This window comes from Arthrobacter sp. GCM10027362 (assembly GCF_042679445.1).
Lineage (GTDB): Bacteria > Actinomycetota > Actinomycetes > Actinomycetales > Micrococcaceae > Crystallibacter.
The window spans coordinates 1-18183 of sequence record NZ_JBHTML010000073.1 but is presented as its reverse complement, the minus strand read 5'-3'; the positions used below and the strand labels follow the sequence as shown (position 1 = coordinate 18183).

General features: G+C 67.3%; 16 protein-coding genes. 3 read left to right on the top strand and 13 right to left on the bottom strand.

The features are described from left to right. Positions 1 to 476: glycogen debranching N-terminal domain-containing protein (locus tag ACFQ36_RS12025; RefSeq protein WP_377013915.1), on the bottom strand; the 476-nt coding region annotated here is incomplete at its 3' end. Between the two features lie 604 nt (positions 477 to 1080). After that, on the bottom strand, positions 1081 to 1875 hold the full coding sequence (locus tag ACFQ36_RS12020; RefSeq protein ID WP_377013913.1) for an IclR family transcriptional regulator: 795 nt from the start codon (positions 1873 to 1875) through the stop codon (positions 1081 to 1083). 299 nt (positions 1876 to 2174) lie between these two features. Here ACFQ36_RS12020 and ACFQ36_RS12015 point away from each other — a divergent pair, with 299 nt between their 5' ends. Together ACFQ36_RS12015 and ACFQ36_RS12010 are read left to right on the top strand one after the other, a co-directional pair. Continuing rightward, positions 2175 to 2321, top strand: coding sequence for a hypothetical protein (locus ACFQ36_RS12015; RefSeq protein ID WP_377013911.1), 147 nt, complete (start codon positions 2175 to 2177; stop codon positions 2319 to 2321). A gap of 614 nt (positions 2322 to 2935) precedes the next feature. After that, positions 2936 to 3163 carry a hypothetical protein gene (locus ACFQ36_RS12010; RefSeq protein ID WP_377013917.1) on the top strand — a complete coding sequence of 76 codons (228 nt, stop codon included), beginning with the start codon at positions 2936 to 2938 and terminating at the stop codon, positions 3161 to 3163. A gap of 336 nt (positions 3164 to 3499) precedes the next feature. Here ACFQ36_RS12010 and ACFQ36_RS12005 read toward each other — a convergent pair whose 3' ends face one another. The 11 genes from ACFQ36_RS12005 to ACFQ36_RS11955 all read right to left on the bottom strand — a co-directional run bounded on the left by ACFQ36_RS12005 (position 3500) and on the right by ACFQ36_RS11955 (position 16639). After that, on the bottom strand, positions 3500 to 4477 hold the full coding sequence (locus ACFQ36_RS12005; RefSeq protein WP_377013909.1) for a M28 family peptidase: 978 nt from the start codon (positions 4475 to 4477) through the stop codon (positions 3500 to 3502). A 764-nt stretch (positions 4478 to 5241) separates the two neighbouring features. Beyond that, positions 5242 to 5451 carry a hypothetical protein gene (locus ACFQ36_RS12000; protein ID WP_377013907.1) on the bottom strand — a complete coding sequence of 70 codons (210 nt, stop codon included), beginning with the start codon at positions 5449 to 5451 and terminating at the stop codon, positions 5242 to 5244. A 58-nt stretch (positions 5452 to 5509) separates the two neighbouring features. Further along, complete coding sequence (locus tag ACFQ36_RS11995) at positions 5510 to 7174, bottom strand: amidohydrolase (protein ID WP_377013905.1); 1665 nt, start codon at positions 7172 to 7174, stop codon at positions 5510 to 5512. 15 nt (positions 7175 to 7189) lie between these two features. Further along, positions 7190 to 8656, bottom strand: a complete 1467-nt coding sequence (locus tag ACFQ36_RS11990; protein WP_377013903.1) for an MFS transporter — start codon at positions 8654 to 8656, stop codon at positions 7190 to 7192. A 190-nt stretch (positions 8657 to 8846) separates the two neighbouring features. Beyond that, positions 8847 to 10118 (bottom strand): ROK family protein, encoded by a 1272-nt coding sequence (locus ACFQ36_RS11985; protein WP_377013901.1) that lies wholly within the window; start codon positions 10116 to 10118, stop codon positions 8847 to 8849. An 898-nt stretch (positions 10119 to 11016) separates the two neighbouring features. After that, the gene (locus tag ACFQ36_RS11980; RefSeq protein WP_377013899.1) at positions 11017 to 11247 is read right to left on the bottom strand and encodes a hypothetical protein; all 231 of its coding nucleotides are present in this window, start codon (positions 11245 to 11247) and stop codon (positions 11017 to 11019) included. A gap of 250 nt (positions 11248 to 11497) precedes the next feature. Next, the gene (locus tag ACFQ36_RS11975; RefSeq protein WP_377013897.1) at positions 11498 to 12856 is read right to left on the bottom strand and encodes a sodium/glutamate symporter; all 1359 of its coding nucleotides are present in this window, start codon (positions 12854 to 12856) and stop codon (positions 11498 to 11500) included. Positions 12857 to 13035: 179 nt separating this feature from the next. Further along, positions 13036 to 14145: an FAD-dependent oxidoreductase gene (locus ACFQ36_RS11970; protein ID WP_377013895.1), complete on the bottom strand. Its 1110-nt coding sequence runs from the start codon at positions 14143 to 14145 to the stop codon at positions 13036 to 13038. Next, a complete protein-coding gene (locus tag ACFQ36_RS11965; protein WP_377013893.1) occupies positions 14135 to 14563 on the bottom strand; it encodes a RidA family protein in 429 nt (142 codons plus the stop codon). The genes ACFQ36_RS11970 and ACFQ36_RS11965 overlap by 11 nt, the downstream gene beginning before the upstream one ends. Then, positions 14560 to 15798, bottom strand: a complete 1239-nt coding sequence (locus ACFQ36_RS11960) for an aminotransferase class I/II-fold pyridoxal phosphate-dependent enzyme (RefSeq protein WP_377013891.1) — start codon at positions 15796 to 15798, stop codon at positions 14560 to 14562. The genes ACFQ36_RS11965 and ACFQ36_RS11960 overlap by 4 nt, the downstream gene beginning before the upstream one ends. Positions 15799 to 15967: 169 nt before the next feature. After that, complete coding sequence (locus tag ACFQ36_RS11955; protein ID WP_377013889.1) at positions 15968 to 16639, bottom strand: GntR family transcriptional regulator; 672 nt, start codon at positions 16637 to 16639, stop codon at positions 15968 to 15970. 142 nt (positions 16640 to 16781) lie between these two features. Here ACFQ36_RS11955 and ACFQ36_RS11950 point away from each other — a divergent pair, with 142 nt between their 5' ends. Then, positions 16782 to 17699, top strand: a complete 918-nt coding sequence (locus tag ACFQ36_RS11950) for a 2-hydroxyacid dehydrogenase (protein WP_377013887.1) — start codon at positions 16782 to 16784, stop codon at positions 17697 to 17699. Positions 17700 to 18183 lie beyond the last annotated feature (484 nt).

The window sequence follows — 18183 nt, the reverse complement described above, 5'->3', positions numbered from 1 at the left end:
ATGGTCAGCGAACCACCGTCGGGCTGCCGCGTCTCGTCCCAGTGCCGCTGGATCCGCGCCTCCTTCACCTCGAACAGGTCCGCGAAGTCGGACCCTACGCTGAGGGAAACAACGCACTCGGCCGGGTCCAGGCCATAGTTCCGGACCGTGACCTGCTCCTGAATGCAGGCACCCAGCTCGCGCAGCCGTTCCACGAGCAGCGGGCTGTCCGCATAGCCGTCCAAGCGGGCAACGCGGCAGACAAACAGCGCCCGGTAGGGCTCCCTGGTCTCCGCGGCCAGCGGCTCCAGCGGCTGGCCGTTGACCGTCAGGTTCCAGCGGGACAGGATGCGCGTGTCCTGATGGAACACCCCGTGCGGCAGCTCGGGATGGATGTCCCCGTTCGCCGCCGATATGCAGAAGGACGATCCCTCCACCAAGGTCACCGTCCCGGCACCCAGCGGCCCGGCAGCAGTGTCAGCATTCCATCCAGCCATGCCGGTTCCTCGCAGCGGATTGGTGCGGGTGTGGCCGCGGCACGGAGCCTCGGGCCGGTCGCCGCCTCTGCCGTTACCGACGCTACGCCGGTCTGTGTCCGTGCACCAGCCCCGCCGGCCGGCAGAGAAACTTCCGCGTCATTGCATAGGTTGACCATCCAAAACCTCCTCCGGCGGCGTAGTCGGCGGCGGTGGGTGGGGGCTGTGCGGTTTTCATGAAGCTCCGATTGCTCAGCGGCAAGCCGTGACAAGAAAACCGCCGCCGGCAAGAGCGAAGATCATGCAGGAAAGCCCAGATTCCAAGGGAGAAGATCCGCCAGGAACAGGTCGCCGAACAGTCCGGAGCCAGCCTGCTATCCGGACGCGGGCCCTGCGGATCCTCACGGCCAGTGCGGATTTCATGGCCGATGATCCGCAGGCTAAGCGCTATCGGCTGGAACCGCGCATCTTCAGGCCCGGGCCGACGGTGGCCCACTGTCGGGGCCGGGGAAACAGCGCTGCCTATCCTGCAATACCTGACCATGGCAGCCGACAGGCGCAGGAACAAGGAACGCAGGGCCCCTCCACCGGGTGGAGGGGCCCTGCGCCGCTGCTGTGCCCGGGGCTAGCCCTGGGGCTGGCCCAGCCGGGCCGAGACTTCGGCTGCGGCCTTGCGTACGGCGGCCACCAGCTGGTCCGCGCTGGCCAGCTTCTGCACCCGTGCGCGCGGCGCCGAGACGGTAATGCAGCCGACCGCCATGCCCCGGTAGTCGCGCACCGGCGCGGAGATGCCGAACTCCTCCTCCGTAGTGTAGCCGTCATTGACGGCGTACTCCTGGTCCCGCAGTTTGGCCAGGTGGGCCGCGTCGTCCTGCGGCAGCCCGTCGTCGGGATCGCGCAGGATGCGTCCGGACTCGATCAGCTCGGCCACCCGTGCCGGGGGCAGCTCGGCCAGGAACACCCGCACCGAGGAGCTTTCGAACTTGTTGTAGCGGGTGCCGATGGCGGCGGTGTGCTTGACCTGGTGCGGGCTGGGCACCTGCTCGACGACCACGGCCTCCTGTCCGTTCCAGACCGAGATCGCACTGGTCTCGCCGGTGGCCTCGGTCAGCCCCTCCAGGTAGGGCAGCGCCGCACGGCGCACGTCCAGATCCGCCAGCAGCGGGCCGGAGAGTCCGATCACCCCCAGGCCCAGCCGGTAGCGGCCGGTCTCCTCCTCCCGCTGGACATAGCCGGCCTCGGTGAGCCCGGCCAGGATCCGGGACACCGTGCTCTTGTGCAGGTTCACCCGGCCGGCAACCTCGGTCACCCCCAGCACCGGCTGGCTGACGGAAAACGCTTCCAGCACGGCCAGGCCGTTGAGCAGTGACGCCGCCGCGCCCTGGGTCTGTTCGTTGCCTTGCCGCGGCCTGCCCGCCATACGCCACCTCTTCTTTTCCCAGGTCTTCCGCCCGGTCCCTTGTCCGCCTGCGGGGAGACTGCTCCTTGCAGCCATCGTAAAGCTGCACCAAAACCTTGCCTGTTGCTTCTTCAGCAACTATATCGATTTAAAAGCAACATTGTAACCCGGGTCACGTTGCCGGACACTTCGCACATCCGCAGAAAACCAGCTCGGGCTTACAGCCCCCGGAAAGGAGGCGCGATGAAGCGCATCGACGTAGACGTAGGCGGCACCGCCCCTTCGCGGCAACCGGGCTGATCTCGCCGACCGGCAACAAGATGGCTCCGGCAATCTACCTGACCACCATTGCCGCCGGCGCGCTGATCGCCGTCTTCCTGATGCGCGAAACCTCCAGCCGGTCGTTTCGCAAGGAGGACCAGGCGGCCACAGTCCGGGCCGCAGCCAAAGAGCAACGCATGCACTGACGCACAGGGTCCTCCGGCCGCAGGGTGTGGGAAGACCGCCGGCCGGCAATCCTCCCACACCGACCGGACCGGGATTTGCTGCCCTGGGCCGGAAACTGCGGTGAGGACTGCCGGTGAACGCCGTAGCGGGACCGTTCCCGTCGAACCGGCACGAGGCCGAAGCCGCCTGTGCATTATCACAGGGGCCGAGCCGCCGATAACCGTGAGTATGACAACTAGATGCATGGACAACTGAGTAAACGCAATGCTCCGTCAGCCCGAGGCGGAACGAACGAGCCGCGATAGAACTTCGGTCCAGGGAGCAGCCGCCATTCGGCCGTATGCATAAATTGCCAAGTCTTAGTGGCGCGGTGAGGACCGGCTTGCGGGCGTCCATCAGAGACGTGAGGTCGAGATGCGTCGTGTCTCGTGTCGGCGGTCCGTGCCATCATGCGCCCGTGACATCCATCGAGCGCATCCGTCCTGAAGGGCGGCTCGTCCGGAGTCCGGCCTTCAGTCATGTGGCCGTCGTCCCACCCGGTGCGACCACAATCTGGGTGGGCGGCCGGAATGCGGTCGATGTCGACGGCTCGGCCGTAGGCGAGGGCGACGCGGCCGCGTAGTCCGCCCGCGCCCTGGCGAACGCCAGGACGGCGCCGGCCGCGGCCGGTGCGACCGTCCGGGATGCCGTGCAGTGGACGGTGCTGTTCGTCGATGGGGTTGACATCGCGGCGGGGTATCAGGCGATCGCATCGGAGCTTGCGTCTGATAAGCCCGCCCTCGTAACTGCGGCACGGGTCGCGGGGCCGGGCGTTCCGGGCGCGTTGGTCGAGATCGGCGCGATCGCCGCCGTCGTGCGATGACGCTACGGTCCGCGGTTTAGTCCTGGTGGCGCCATCAGGCCTCGCGCTGTCGCGTGGGTTCAATGCCGCCGGCCACAACCGGCCGACAGGCCGGCCCTCGCCGCGGGCGTCGGCGTCGGAGTGCGATGTGCGTCCGTATCTTCAGAACGGAAACATCTTAGGGAGCCCACTCCGGGATCGCAGCCGAACCGGCGCACGCGAACGGAAGCTTCAGCAGCGGTTGGCGTTTCCCTGGACCGGTGCCTGGGACATGGGTCCGGGACTTCGGCGCGATCTGCGCCGTGAGCACGATCGTCCCGGCGATGAGGTCGCCCCCTGTGGCCGCGGCAGTCCGGCTCACCCCGATCCTTGGGGAGGGGTTCTACGGTGCCGTGCTGGCTTGAGGGCGCTGTGATCGTGGGCCAGGCGGGTGGCGGCGTGGGTGATCGCGTCGGTCATCAGGCTCAGCGCCTCCAGATCGACGTTGCTGAGGTCATCGCCTGGCCGGTGGTAGTTCGGATCGCAGGGCCGCTTGGCGGTGCCGCCGAAGAGGCGGGCCTGCTTGGTGGTTTTCTTCTGGTCGTCTCCGGTGTACAGCCCGCCCACGGCGACACCCTTCTTGACGAATGACAACTGATCCGAGTCCTCGTCCCAATCGGTGGCGACCCAGGGCTGGTCGTGGGTGTCGAAGTAGTCGGTGAAGACGTCCATGATCTGCCTCGAACCTTCGGGCACGTCGTGATGGGGCTTGGGGTCCCGTGCGTCGTAGACCGCGATGATGGGGTTGGGCGAGGCGATCATGTCGAAGTTCAGGTAGGCGGCGATCCTGTCGAGTGCCGCGCTGTCGCTCTTGGCCAGGTGCTTGACGTAGTGCCGGGACCCGTACTCCTTCTTGTACTCCTCGGCCCCCCACCAGGCGAAGCGCACCCTGTTGCTGAGACCCTCCTGCCGGCCGAGCGCTTTGGCGGCCTCCAGCACGGCCGCCACCCCGGAGCCGTTGTCATTGATCGCCGGACAGCCCGGTACCCCGTCGAGGTGGGCCCCGAGCATGATCACGTTCTCGTCGCTGCCGGATGCGGTCTCGGCGAGGATGTTGAAGGTCTCGATCTGCTCGCCGCGGTGTTTGAAGGTGAAGTACTGGCGTGTGCTGCGATAGCCGGCGCTGGCGAGTTGGTGTTCGACGTACCGGGCCGCGGCCTCGTACCCGGAGGTGCCGGCGGCACGGTCGCCGTGCTCCTCGGCCAGGGCCTGGAACTTCTTCAGATGCTCGTAGGCGGCGGGAACCCCGCCCGGCGGGATGACGAGACCTGATCTCAGGCGCCGGCTCAGCTTCATATCGTCCCTATCCAGTACGACACGGAGACGGTGGCAGTCTACCCTCCCGGTGCAGGTCAGCGGTACTCCGGCGGCCGGTCTGCGGGGTGGGGATCAAGTCCCCGGACCGTCGGCCCGGTCTCCGGTACGACCGCCACCCGCGCCGCGGCCCCTTCCCGGCCCTGATGCGTGAAATCGGGGCACCATCGGCGCAGTTCAAGGAACGACACCCAGGACCGCCTGCCATTAAGTCTGACGCGCGGCGGTCCTACCGGCTCGCCGCCACCAAGACCCGCCTTCCTGCAGCATCCGCAACACACCACCAACCCGGTAACCGCCCCAGCCCCGAAACATCCCGGTACGGGGAAGGCTTCGTTCATCCCCGCCGGCCGGATCACCGGCCGCAGCGACGACATAAGGACCGGTTCGGCGAGGACGTCCTGCCCACCGGACGGCCCACACCCCGCAAACTCACGGCGAGACCCTCGAAACGGACAGACGCCGCACGGGAAGGCTCTGCCTCATCCAGAATGCATCAGCGGTCCCGGCCCCCGCCGCGCCGCAGTTTCTTCGACAATGCCGATAACCGCGAGTATGACAACTAGTTGCGTGCACGACTGAATAAAGCCCAGGGCTCCATCGCCACGAGGCGAAGCGAACGAGCCGCGTTAAAGCTTGGGTTCAGGGAGCAGTCGTCATTTAGCCGAATGCATACGTTCTCAGGTCTTGGCGGCGCGGTGGGGGAGCGGCTCTTGGGACAAGGTCATAGGCAGCTTCCGTGCTAATCAGACGACGGCCTGCAGGGTGAGGCCGTAGGGGACGTGTTCGCTGAGTTCGACGGTGAACTGTCCGGGTCCTGTTTTGGTGACGAGGATGCCGCAGCCGGGGTCCTGCCGGGCCAGGTGCTGGAATTCCTCGACCACGATGTTCAGCAGCGTGTTTGCTTCGTCGGCGGTGGAGGCGGTGATTGTTTGGGGGGCCGGTGAGGCGGGCATGGAGGTCTTTCTGGTGGTGGTTCTGTCCGGGCCGCTTCCACAGAGGGTGGCGCAGGTTCTAGCTGTGGGCGGAGACGGCGGCCTCGGCCGCGGTGTGGACCTGCCGTCCGCCGGTCCAGGTTTCCAGGACTCTGATGCTGCCGACCTTTTCGGCCGGAAGCTGTACGGGGTCCGCGTCCAGGACGACCAGGTCGGCCAGTTTTCCGGGTTCCAGGGAACCGGTTTCAGGGTCTGAGAAGAGCTGCCAGGCCGCATCAATGGTCTGGGCGCGGATGGCGGCTTCGATCCCGATCCTGAATTCCGGGCCCAGGATTCTGCCGGAGGGGGACTGCCGGGTCAGGGCGGCCTGTATGTTCAGCAGGGGGGATTCCGGGGTGACCGGCGGGTCATTGTGCAGGGAGAAGCGCATGCCTGCTTCGGCTGCCGCTCCGGCCGGTGTCCAGGATGCGGCGCGTTCCCCGAACAGTTCGAGCAGGATGTCGCCGTAGAAATGGATATGGGCCACGAAGAAGGAGATGGTGGCGCCGAGCCAGTGTGCCCTTCTGACCTGCTCCGGGGTGATGGTGCCGCAGTGTTCCATCCGCAGCCGGGTGTCTTCCCGCGGGAATTCCTGCCGGACCTGCTCGAAGACATCCAGCACCATGTCGACGGCGATGTCGCCGTGGACATGGCAGGCCATCTGCCACCCCTTGCCGTAGTGGCTGCGGCAGATGTCCAACAGCTGTTCCTTCGAGTAGTTGGAGCAGCCACGGTGCCCGGCAGGAACGCCGATGCTGGCGGTGGCGGGGCTGTCTTCGTACCCGAAGCTGGTTTCGATGTTGCCCACCCAGGGTGAGCCGTCGGTCCAGACCTTGACGCCGACGGGCCGGAACAGGGCCGGGTCGACGCCGGCGAGGTCTTCCGTGCCGGGGGCGGGGATCCCGGGGCGGATGCCGGACATTTCGTAGGAGCGGATGCGCACCGGGGCCGTGCGTTCCCGCTGGTACTGCTGCATGAGCGGGTAGGAGTCCGGGTGGAAGGCCAGGTCCCCGGTGGTGGTCACCCCTGCGGCGGCCATTCGGTGCAGCTCGTGGTCCAGGAAGTCGGAGAACTTCTCCGGTCCGGCGTCCATGGCCGGGCCCATGAGGATCATGGCGGCCGGCAGCTCCAGGGCCTTGCCGGTGAGGTTCCCGGCCGGATCGCGCAGGTATTCGGAAGCACCGGGGTTGGGTGTGCCGAGGTCCAGCCCCAACCTGGCCAGGGCAGCCTCGTTGGCCCAGGAGGAGTGGGCCGAATAGTGCATGACCGACAGCGGCACCGTCGGGGAGAGGCCCGTGAGGAAGGCGCCGCTGATCCGGGGCAGCTCCGGCAGCAGCAGGGGGTCCCAGCCGAAGGCGGCGACCCAGGCCTGCGGGCCGGCCTGCTCGGCGGCGGCGACGGCCTCGCGCAGCTTTTCCAGCACGGCCTCGGCGCTGCCGCACACGGAGGCACGGATGTCGACGGCGTCGGGGCCGATGAAGTTCATTTCGGCGGTGGGGTGACCGTGGGCCTCGACGAAGCCGGGCAGGATGGTCCGGCCGGCCATGTCCCGCACCTCGGTGTCCGGTCCGGCCAGGGCCAGCATCTGCTCGTTGCTGCCGGTGGCCAGGATGCGGCTGCCGGCGAGGGCCATGGCCTGGACGGTGGTGAATTCCGCGTCGACGGTGTGGATTGTGGCGTTGGTGAAGACGGTGGTGGCCTGCATGGGGTCCTTTCCGGATCAGGCGGCGGGGCGGGGCTTGAGCAGTACGAAAACCAGGCCGGCGGCCAGGATGAAGAAGGCCGCCTGGGTGGCCAGGCCCAGGCCGTAGGCGTGGGCGGTCAGGGTCGGGCCGGAGGTGAAAATGCCGGCGATGGGGCCGGCCAGGGCGAAACCGAGGCCGAAGCCAAACTGCCCGACGGCGGGTTTGACGGCGCCCACTGCGCCGAGCTGGTCCGCCGGTGCCGAGCCCATGATGACCGCGCTCTGGGGATTCTGCATCCACATCACGGCGAAGCCGACAACGAACAGGCCGGCCGCCGGCAGCAGCAGGTCGTGCGGGTTCTGCAGCAGGACCTGGATGGCCAGTCCGGCCGCGCACAGCAGCAGGCCGGAGGTGAACATGGTGCGGTTGCTCAGTCCGAAGCGGTTCTGGGCCAGCCCGGCCGCGGGGGCGCCGCAGATCATGCCGAAGTACATCAGGGCCACGATCACCGAGACGGCCGCGGCCGGCACTCCGGCCGGCAGCGCCAGGGCCGGGTACTGCCCCAGCAGGGAGGCGTCGGCCCAGTTGAACAGCACGCCGGCCAGGCAGGCCGCGGTAAAGCCGGGAAGCCGGAACAGTTCGACCGGGAACGCAGGATGCTGGCAGCGCAGCTCCCAGACGGTGAACGCCGCCAGGATCACCGCGGCCACACCGAGTCCGCCGAGCACCAGCGGGTGGCCCCAGCCCAGGGCGGAGGCGCGGCCGATGGAGTACACCAGGGCCACCAGTCCCGCGCCGGCCAGGGCGACGCCGGGGGCGTCGAACCGCCGCAGCACGGCGGCGCGGTTTTCGGGCAGCAGCTGCCAGGCGGCCAGGCCCAGGACCAGGCACAGGGCGGCGGTGGCCAGGTAGGTCGCCCGCCAGCCGAACAGTCCCTGAATGGTCCCGGACAGGGCAGTAGAGGCAACGATCAACGAGGCACCGGCGCCGAAGAAGAGACCGAAGGCCTTGGGCAGCTGCTCCCTGGGATACAGGGTGGGGATGAAGGCCAGGCACATGGCGAACGAGGTGGCCGTGGCCAGACCCATCATGGCCCGGCCCAGGCCGAAGACCAGGGGACTGGCGGCGGTGGCGGTGACGACGGCGGCCACCGCCATCAGCAGGGTTCCGGCTACCAGCGCCTTGCGCCGGCCGTGCCGGTCGCCGACAATCCCGACGCCGAGCATGCTCGCGGCCAGCACTATGGTGCCGATGCTCTTGATAAAGGACGCGGCCGCCGGATCCATGCCCAGCTCCTTGGCGGCCTGCGGCATGGCCACCGAGTGCAGCGCCGGATCCACCCCCTGCAGGGCGCCGACCAGGGCCACGCAGATCATGGCCGCCAGTACGGGGCGGCGGGAGCGCAGCTGGCGGGCCGACCACTGCTGCGGCGCCGGAGTGGACGCAGGATTCGTCTCCGGGCTTCTCCCGGGTGCGGTTGTCGTCTGCTGGTTGCTGGACATGGATGTTCCTTTGCAGAGGCTCCTCCGGCTCGCGCCGAGGAAAGAGGGAAAGTAGCAGGTTTCGGAGACACCGCGGTGTCCCGGGTCACAGGCAATATTATTTCACGGCGTGGATTATGTCGAGTGAAACTTCATTGTTGCATTGGCCGAGGTCAGCCCGTCGCGGCTGCCAGGCCTTGGACGCCGGAGGTCAGGTAGCGGCGATGGACGGTTCTGCGACTACTGCCTGGGCGGCGGCCAGGAGCATGCCCCGGTGCAGGGGCTGTTCGCTGCCGTCTTCGAAGCGAAGGCGGAGCGCGGAGATGGAGGGCAGGGCACCGATGCTGTCCAGCTGCCGGCGGGCCGGAAGTTCCACGTATCGACGCAGGCGGGCGACGTATCCGTCCACAATAAAGTCCTGTGGATTGATCACCGCCGCCACGGTGTCGACGGTAATGCCCAGCCAGCGGCCGGCTTCGCCGAGTTGGGACAGGACCAGGGAATCGCCTTCGTCCGCCCGGGCCAGCAGCTCGTCGAGCATGCGGCCGCGCTTCGCTGCCAGCGCGGCCAGGCTGCCGTACCCCTCCCGGCCCGAGCACCGCTCGTAGAGTCCGGCCAGTCCCAGCCTGGTTTCGACGCAGCCGCGGCGTCCGCACCAGCACTGCCGCCCCGTCGGGTCCACGACCACGTGTCCGAACTCGCCGGCCAGGCCCGAGGAACCGTGTTCCACCGTCGACCGGCTGAAGATGCCGCCGCTGACCGCATACCGTCCGCCCAAATAGGCCACCGTACGTTCCCGGGCCTCAGGCCCGGACCGGTGGATCCGCGCCAGCATCGCATAATTGGTCTCGCGGTCCAGGTTCACCAGGACGGTTCCGGCCACCCCCCGCGGCAGCGCGCCGAGCATGCCGTGGACGGTGTCCCGGAGTGGAAACCGTGACCACCCGTTCACGATGGAGCGGACCACTTCCCCCGCGCCGCTGTCCGCCGCTCCCGCAATACCGAGCTCGACGGCGAGGAGCTGGCGGCCGCCGGCATGGCAGATCCCGACCGCCCGCTCCAGGGCCGCCGCCAGGTGGGGCAGGTAGGCCTCGATGCCGTCCGTGCCGTCCGGCACGGGGAGCTCCTCGAAGCTGAGGACCGTGCCGTCGAGAGTGCCGACGGACATGCCGATCGACCGCCGGTCGAGCATCAGCCCGGCTACCGCCCAGCGGTGGCCGGCCAGCGCGATCGGGCTGGTCGGCCGGCCCCTGCCCGGCGCGGCGACCTCGGCGGCTTCGACGACCAGGTCCCGTTCACGCAGGTCGGCAATCAGCTTGGTCAGCGCCGTCACACCCAGGCCGCAGCGCGAGGCGAGCTCGGCCCGGGACAGCGGGCCGGACGAAACCAGCGCCGCCAGGATCCGGGACAGGTTATGTTCGCGCAGGTTCACAATGGAACCGCCGGTGTCGCCGATGGGCATGGGGCGCAAGGCAGACGGCATCGAACACTCCAAGCGGTGGGGACAAAAAGACAACCAGCAAACAGTCTATCGAGCCCGAAATTCCCGGTCCTGGAACAGCGGGAGACGTTCCGGATCGCCCCACCTAACGGGCGGGGGCAGTCCATCTGCGCCGGCAATGACCGCGCACACACTGCCGCCGGTAGCCGTGACTGTGTGCGGCTGGCGGTGCAAGGACATTGCGGCCGGGTACGGTGCCGGCTGCTTTCGTCAACAGCCCTGGCCGGCCGGGGGCGGTCCCGCCAGGGGTTCCTTTCTCTGGTACCGCGGTGCCGGCGGGACGCTGTCGACGGAGTATGACTGAGCTGTTCAGCACGGCGCGGCGGAGTCCGTCGGGGCCGTTGTGGCGTCCGCTTTCGATGTAGTCGCAGAGCAGCCCGGTGGCTTCGGGTGTTTGAGGACCAGATCGATCAGGCCGGTGCCGTTCTCGAGGATGCTGTGGCGGACCCCGTACAGGTCGGTGTATTTGCGGTAGCTGCCGGCAAACGGGTCGCAACTGTAGGCAGGCCCTGCCCGGAAGGCAATTTGGCCAGGAGGCCGACGAGCACCCGGGACGGTCGGCGATGGCGGTACCCGGTGCGGATTGGTTTGACATGAGGTTCCTCCCGATGCGGCGGCTGTTGCGGATCGCGTATCCGGGGTGTGTCTTTGATGGGGCCGGGCTCTCGTGGAAGGCAATGCTTTGGCCGGCGCCGGACCCTGCAGGGGGATGGGGTCCGGACCCGGCGCGGCTGACGGCGGCAACCGGCGGAACGGACGCCCGGGAAACACCGGCAGGGGCAATGCCGGCGTGGCCCGTGGCGGAGGCATCCGTCTCCGGCGGGGCCGTTCCAGGCGCCGCCAGGTCTCGGTGAGGTGCGGGTGTGGCAGGGCGGGTATTTCAGGGTGTTCCCGGGTCGTCCCGCTCGTAGGTCATGCCGTAGGGAACCTCGGGACTGACGGCGAGAGTATAGGCATCGTGGCGGTGCCGGGTGATGAGTATTTCGTGCCGTCCGCCGGACACGGCCAGGGAGCGGACTTCTTCATGGGCGGTGTCCAGCTGTTCCTGGAGGGCATCCCACCCGGTTCCGGCAGCTGCCTTGAGGGTGATCTTGCGGACGTGGTGCGTCATGGAACATTTTTCCGAAAATAGGGGTTGGGGCCGGTGGCTGCGTGTCCTTGGGATGACTGTGCGGGCACGTCATATGCGCTGTTATCGGCGCCCCCTGACGCGAGAAGTTGGTGATGACCGTTTGGGACCTTGACCGAAGGAGTCGCATACGACGGCAACGGTGCCCGTCGGTGGAGGAGTTCGCTTCCACCGACGGGCACCGTTTTCGAGGTTGATCTGGGTTGTCCAACTCGTGCTGTCCGGAAATGGCTCAGCCTGATTGGGCTGCGCCTACTTCCTCGCTGCTTGGGCTGACGTGCCAGCGCCGGGCGAAGGTAAGCACGACCAGGCCTGTGCCGAGGATGAGGGTTGCTGCAATGAACTGGCCGGTAAGGCCGGCGATTATTGCGAACGGGGCAACGATGGCCATCATGATTTCGACGGGGCTGAAGCCGATGTATGCCAGGCCGAACTCTTCCATTGTGCCGCTGGTCGACTTGGGGTCGACGACTTTGAGTAGCGCGATGCCGGTGGCCACGGCCCCGGTTGCCCATCCCCAGGTGAACAATCCGCGTTCCAGCCACCGCTGGCTGAACATTCTGGGTGTGAGGTAGCGGAACATCAGGACGCAGTAGATGACGCCGAAGATCAGCAGCAAGGCCAGAGGCAGCGCGAAGGAGACCACGATGCTCGGCACGATTGATGCGATGCCGACGGTGACGAGCAGGTCTGTGGCCGTGCCGGAGATGCTCTTCATGGTGGTGCCGTCGACGTAGTGGCGTGCAGGCATCCGGTCGAGCACCAACCGCACGATCAGACCGCTGATGAATGCGGTGGCGAAGAGGGGCACCTTGACGTCGAAGAGCATTTCCAGGCCGAGGCCGCCCAGGTATCCGGCGGCTGTGATGGCGGCGATCAGGGCGATGTGCAGTGTCAGGGGATCAAGCGAGCTCTCGGACACCGTGCCATGGCCGATCGGGTCCCGGTCCTTGGCATTGCGCACGAGTCCTGTGCGCATGTGTTCCGGCAGGTCTGCGAGGGAGCCGGCCACTCCGGCCAGGCCCTTTTTGACGCCCCACCTTGCCAGGATGAGGCCGCCGACTACGCCCACCAGGACGCCGATGGTGGCCGATGTGAAGCCGAGGGAGGTCGCCTCGTCCCACCCTGCCTCGCCCAGTGTGCTGCCAACGGCTGCGGCGGTGCCGAATCCGCCGACGAAGCCGGCGGCAAGAAGCAGACCGAATCCGTTGGGCAGCTCAAAGAACTGACCGAGCACTGCGACCGTGATGAGCAGGCCCAGGCCCCACTGCAGTACGTAGGTCGAGACCGAGTAGGACCACATGACTTTGGCCGCGCGCAGCTGGCCGCGGAACGCGAACGAGCCGGTCAGCGGGAGGGCTGCGAATACAACGCCGTTGAGAATGCCTGCGTAGGATCCCAGATTGTCCGAGAAGGGCAGCACACCGGCCCCGTTGGGCCCGAGGGCCAGTCCCAGGACGCCGGCGATGATGCTGGCGGGCAAGAGCATTGTTTGCACGAGCCGGAACCTCGCTCGCAGCAGGGTTCCGATGATGAGCAAGGCGCAGATGAAACCGGCATCGACCAGGAGGTCCCATGCTGTGAAGGTCATGATTCCTCCACCGTTGTGCGGCAGGGTGTCGGAGGCCGGTTGCCCCGGTTCCGGGTGAAGAGGCTATTCCATACTGGTGTCATTGCGAGGTGAATCCTCTCTGATTAAGTAAGGAGCTGTTTCGAGGAACGTCCCGCCGCGACGGCCTTGTCCGGGCGGGCGTCCTTGGGACGGCTGGGTCAGGTATGCGAGGAGAGCGCGAAGCGTGTCGGCGTCGCTGTTGCGTCCAGGGCGATGTCAGTGATTAATTCGCCGAGCGCCGGCGCGAATTTCGCCCCCTGTCCCGAGCACGGCGAGGCGATGGTTACAGACCCGCGGCGGTCCAGGACGAAGTCTTCGTTGCCGGTACGCGTGTAGAGGCAGGTATCTTCCCGTACGGGTTCCGGGACCAGGCCCGGCATCCAGTTTTCAACGAAGCTCTCGATCAGGTGCCGGGTGCCCGGATCGGGAACGCCGGAACGGCGGGCCGGGCTCGTCGCCGGGCCCGGATCGTGCCGGCCGAGTTTGAGGGCAGGCGTGGGTCCTCCATCGGCACCGGAGGGAAGGCCGAAAAACTGCGTGTCGTGTTTGCAGACCAGTACCGGCCAGGGACGGTTGGGGTCTCTTTGAGCGAAGTGGAAGACGTTCTGTTCGGTTACGGTGAGCCTGGGCACCGGAACCGTGGGCAGGGTCCTGGGCAGGAGTTCCGGCAGCCACGGGCCGGCGGCAAGGACGACATGCCGGCCGGTGTGCTTCCCGTCGGGAGTGTGCACGACGACGTTCCCGTTCTGTTCCTGGACGGCTTCGACCGTGCTGCCGCTGCCGATCCTGATGTCGGCTCCGTCCTTCTTTGCGGCAGCCAGTGCTGCTTCGATGGCGGCCCCGGGGTCAAGGTATCCGGCGTCGGCATGAAAGAGCACGTCCGTGGGAAACAGCATTCCAGGGAAACGTTCGGCCGCTGCGTCCGGGCTCAGCAGTTCGCAGGCCACGCCGTTGGCGCGCACGGCTTCGTGCAGCTCGGCCGGCCGGCGGTCCCGGCCGTAGTCGAGGCCGCCGGTCATCGTCAGCAGGACGGCGCCGGACTCGGATTCCAGTTGCCGCCACAGCCGCAGGGACCGGCTGGCCATTTCGGCGTAGAGCGGATCGGGGTGCGCGCGCCTGAAGATGCGGGACGTGCCGTGGGAGCTGCCTTCGGTGTGTCCGAGCGGGCGGGCCTCGAGCAGCAGGACCGACCTGCCTCGTGCGGCCAGCGACCGGGCGGTGAAGCTTCCGGTCAGCCCGCCCCCGACGACCACGACGTCATAGAGCACGGTGATCCTCCCGATCCTGTACCGGAATCACCGCGGTGACCTCGATCTCTCCGTGGGGCAGGTTGGATTGGACCACTGCACGGGCCGGCAACGTGGCAGAGGGGCCAAGCAGGTCGCGGTAGATGGCGTCGAACTCTGCGGCCTGGGAACCGGGGTCGCGCAGATAGACGGTGACGAAGGCAGCGGCGGCCAGGCTTGTCCCGGCCGCTGCCGCGAGGGCATCGACGTTGGCCAATGTCAGCCCCGCCTGTACCGCGAACGGCTCGTCCGTGCAGCGGCGCCCGTCCGGCAGGCGCGGGGTCTGCCCGGAGATGTAGAGGGTGCCGCCGGCGATGACTGCCTGGCTGTAGGTGCCGGCCGGTTGCGGGGCGGCGGTGGTCGAGACCGCTATGCGTTGTGCACTTCTTACCGTATTCATGCCGCCGCACCCCTGCGGTAGAGGTCGTCGAGGACATCCACGATCCGTCCCAGCGCGCGGTCCCAGACTTCCTCGTCGCGCGCGTAGCAGACCCGGAAGTGTCCGGTCCCCGAGGGCCCGAACTGGTAGCCGGGGCTGATGAGCACGTCGGCCCGGGTAGCAAGGGCTTCGGAAATGACCCGGTCGGGCAGCTGCAGGGCACTGACGTCGGGAAACAGGTACGCGGTGCCCTGCTGCGGTGCCAGTCCCACCCACGGGAGCTGGCTGAAATGCTTGATGGTCAGGCTGCGCAGCCCGTGCAGCTGCTGGACGCGGTCCGCGATCCAGTCCACGTCATCGACGAGCCAGCCCTTCAGAACGTGCTGAGCATAGGCGGGCGCCCGGAGCGCGGTCAGGGAGAGGACGTCTTCGGCGGCGGCCAGAATGCGGTCCGGTGCGACGACGATGCCCAGCCGGTAGCCGCTGAGGGACTCGGTCTTTGACGGTCCCAGCAAGGTGATGGTGCGGTCGCGCATCCCCGGCAGGGAAGCCAGGTGCACAAAGGGCGTGCCCTCGTATACCAGCCGCCCGTAAAGCTCATCGACCAGGACCGTGACATCATGGCGCATCGCCAGGGCGGCAATGCCCTCCAGAACCTCTCTCGGGTAGACGGCGCCGGTCGGGTTGTTCGGGTGGGAGAACACGAACAACCGCACGCCGGCGCGGAAGGCATCCTCAAGCCGGTCCAGATCCGGCGCGAGCCCGCCGTCCTCGCCGGTCCGGCCCCGCAGGGGAATATGCGTGATCTGCGCTCCGAGGAATGTCAGAATCCGCTCACTGAACAGGTAATCCGGATCCATGACGGCCACACGGTCCCCCGGGTCGACCAGGCCGGCCAGGGTGGTGAACAACCCCGCCTGCGTCCCCGGCGTCAACAGAATGTTCTCCAGCGGGTCAACGTCGAAACCGAGCCACGCACTGAGCGGCCCGGCGAGACTTTCCCGCACGTCGTCGCTGCCCCGATACGTCGTGTAGGCCAGGGCCCCGTCCGCGGCCGCAGCCGCAAAGCGCTCGGCAGCCCAGGCCGGCGCCGGGAAGCGAACGGTATCGAAGTGCGTGGTGTCCAGGGTGGTGGGACCGGTGCAGGCAAGGAGTGCCCTGTCCGCCTCGCGGGCCGAGCCTCCATCAGCCCGGTTATCGATGCCGGCGGTCCGGACACGGGAACTCGGCGCGGAATGGGTGTGCTTGTCGTTCATCTCATCTGCCTTGTCTTCTAGTGATCGGCGACTAGGTGAACTCTGCCACATCGGCCTGTAAACTGTCTACAGATTTGCTAAAAGTGTTAACAGAAATGCTCGGCGGTCTCTCAGACTCCTAGCCAGGACGGGAGGAAAGTTGTCGGTTTTCCAGGGCAGGGCCGGCCGGTCAGGCGCCTGCGCGTGAGGAGAGGATCATGGAATCGCGGAGCCGCTCGTAGGCCCCCAGCAGATGCTCGTCGGTCAGGCGGACCAGCAGGTCCGCGTTCCGTGCGGTCAGCGCTTCCAGCAGGGCCTCATGCTCGCCGATCACAATTTCGCGCGAGGTCGCCGCCGCCGTATTGCGGGAGACGAGAAACAGGGTGACCTGTGAACGGATGTCACTCCAGGCCCGGTACAGCCGGTCATGGCGCGAGGCCTCGTAGATGCAGTCGTGGAAGCTGGCATCGAGATGGCTGACCTTCACCACATCCTGACGGCCCAGCGCCGAATCCATCTCCCGGAGGATTTTGCGCATCCTCCCCAGATCGGCATCCGTGACATTGCCTGTGGCACGCTGTGCGGCCAGGGTCTCAAGGGACCGCCGCAGGCTGTAGATCTCCTCTATGTCACGCAAACCAAGAACGGCTACCCGTGCGCGCCGGTTGGGCCTCGAGTCGATGAGGCCCTCCCGCGCAAGCACGTTCAGGGCGTCCCTGACCGGCCCCCGGCTGACCCCGAGGCGCGCGGCGAGTTCGGTTTCCGGAAGGATTGCCCCGGGGGCAACCTCCCCGCTCAGGATTGAGTGCCTGAGCTCAGCCACTACCCGCTCACCCAGCGGCAACGTGTCGACCTTGTCCATCAGTAAACTCCTGCCTCAATGCGTCACGGCCTTGCTTTAAGCTGTAAACAGTTTACAGAATGGCCCTCAAACAATGCGTTCAACCGCAGTACAAAGCCCGGCGGCATTCGCCGCGGCGCGGCACCTCCGGATAGGAAAAACCTTGGTCCTACGCGTTCTCGTCCCTTCAGCCCGCCTCGCAGATGACATCCGCGGACCGGAGGTAGAACCCATCATCTGGCACATCAACGACGACCCCTTGGAGGCACCCCCGGCCGACGTCCTGGTCACGGAGAGGCCCCGAGACCACGCCCGGCGTGCCCGGGCGGGCCGCATCCCCGGGCTGCGCCACGTGCACCTGCTGTCGATCGGATACGAGTGGGTACTCGAGCACCTCCCGCCCGATGTCACCCTCAGCAACTCCCGCGGCGCCGTGGAGGACGCCGCTGCCGAGCATGCCATCGCCCTTATCCTGGCGGCGCTGCGTGACCTGCCGTCCGCGGTAGAGCAGCAGCGCCAACGGGAATGGGCTCCACTCTGGACCACCTCGCTTCACGGTTCGGTCGTCCTCGTCCTCGGGCATGGCGGGGTCGGCCGGGAGGTCATCGCCCGCCTGCAACCCTTCCGGCCAGCGGCAGTCATCCCCGTGGCCACTCACGCACGTACCTTGGACACCGGGACCCGGATCCATGGAACGGAGGAATTGCCCGGCCTCCTGCCCCAGGCCGATGTTGTCGTCGTGACGCTTCCCCACGACAGCTCGACAGCGGGGCTCATAGACTCGGCCTTTCTCAGCCGCATGCGGGACGGGGCCCTGCTGGTGAACATCGGACGCGGTCCCGTCGTCGATACAGCCGCGCTCATCAGCGAGCTGCGCTCCGGCCGGCTCCGGGCGGCCCTCGACGTCACCGACCCCGAACCGCTGCCGTCCGACCACCCGCTCTGGGACATGCCCGGATGTCTCATCACCCCGCACATGGGCGGCAACACCGACCAGTTCATGCGCCTGGCCACCGATCTGACCATCGAGCAGCTGCACCGCCTGGCCTCAGGCCAACAGCCACTGCACATCGTCCGATGATGCGAAGACGAAGAACGGGACCCCGGCCCAGGTCCCGGGCACACCTGCCGGAAACAGCGCAGCCGACCCCTTATAACCGCGCCGCGCAGCGGGCACGGCCAGGAACACCCGAGCCCGTCCAAGATTGAGCCCCAATACCCACATCCAGAGCATCCGCATTCGGAACGGGAAGAGAATCAATTGGCAGGAAACAGAGCCGGTGCCTACGAAGGACCCGGGGTTGTGGAGGCCATTCCTTAGCACGGCCCGTCAGACCCCAGCTACCCCCGCGCATCCCGAACGCAGCTTCCCGCGGCGACCGTTCAGCACGGCGCACAGACGAGCCTTTCCAGCTCACCCACACCCCACCTCTTTAAGGATCACGAATGTATGAGGCATCAGCACAGCCAACAGGCATCGACAGCATCACCGGCAGCAGCCGGGTCAAGCGCGGCATGGCCGAGATGCTGAAGGGCGGCGTCATCATGGACGTGGTCACGCCCGA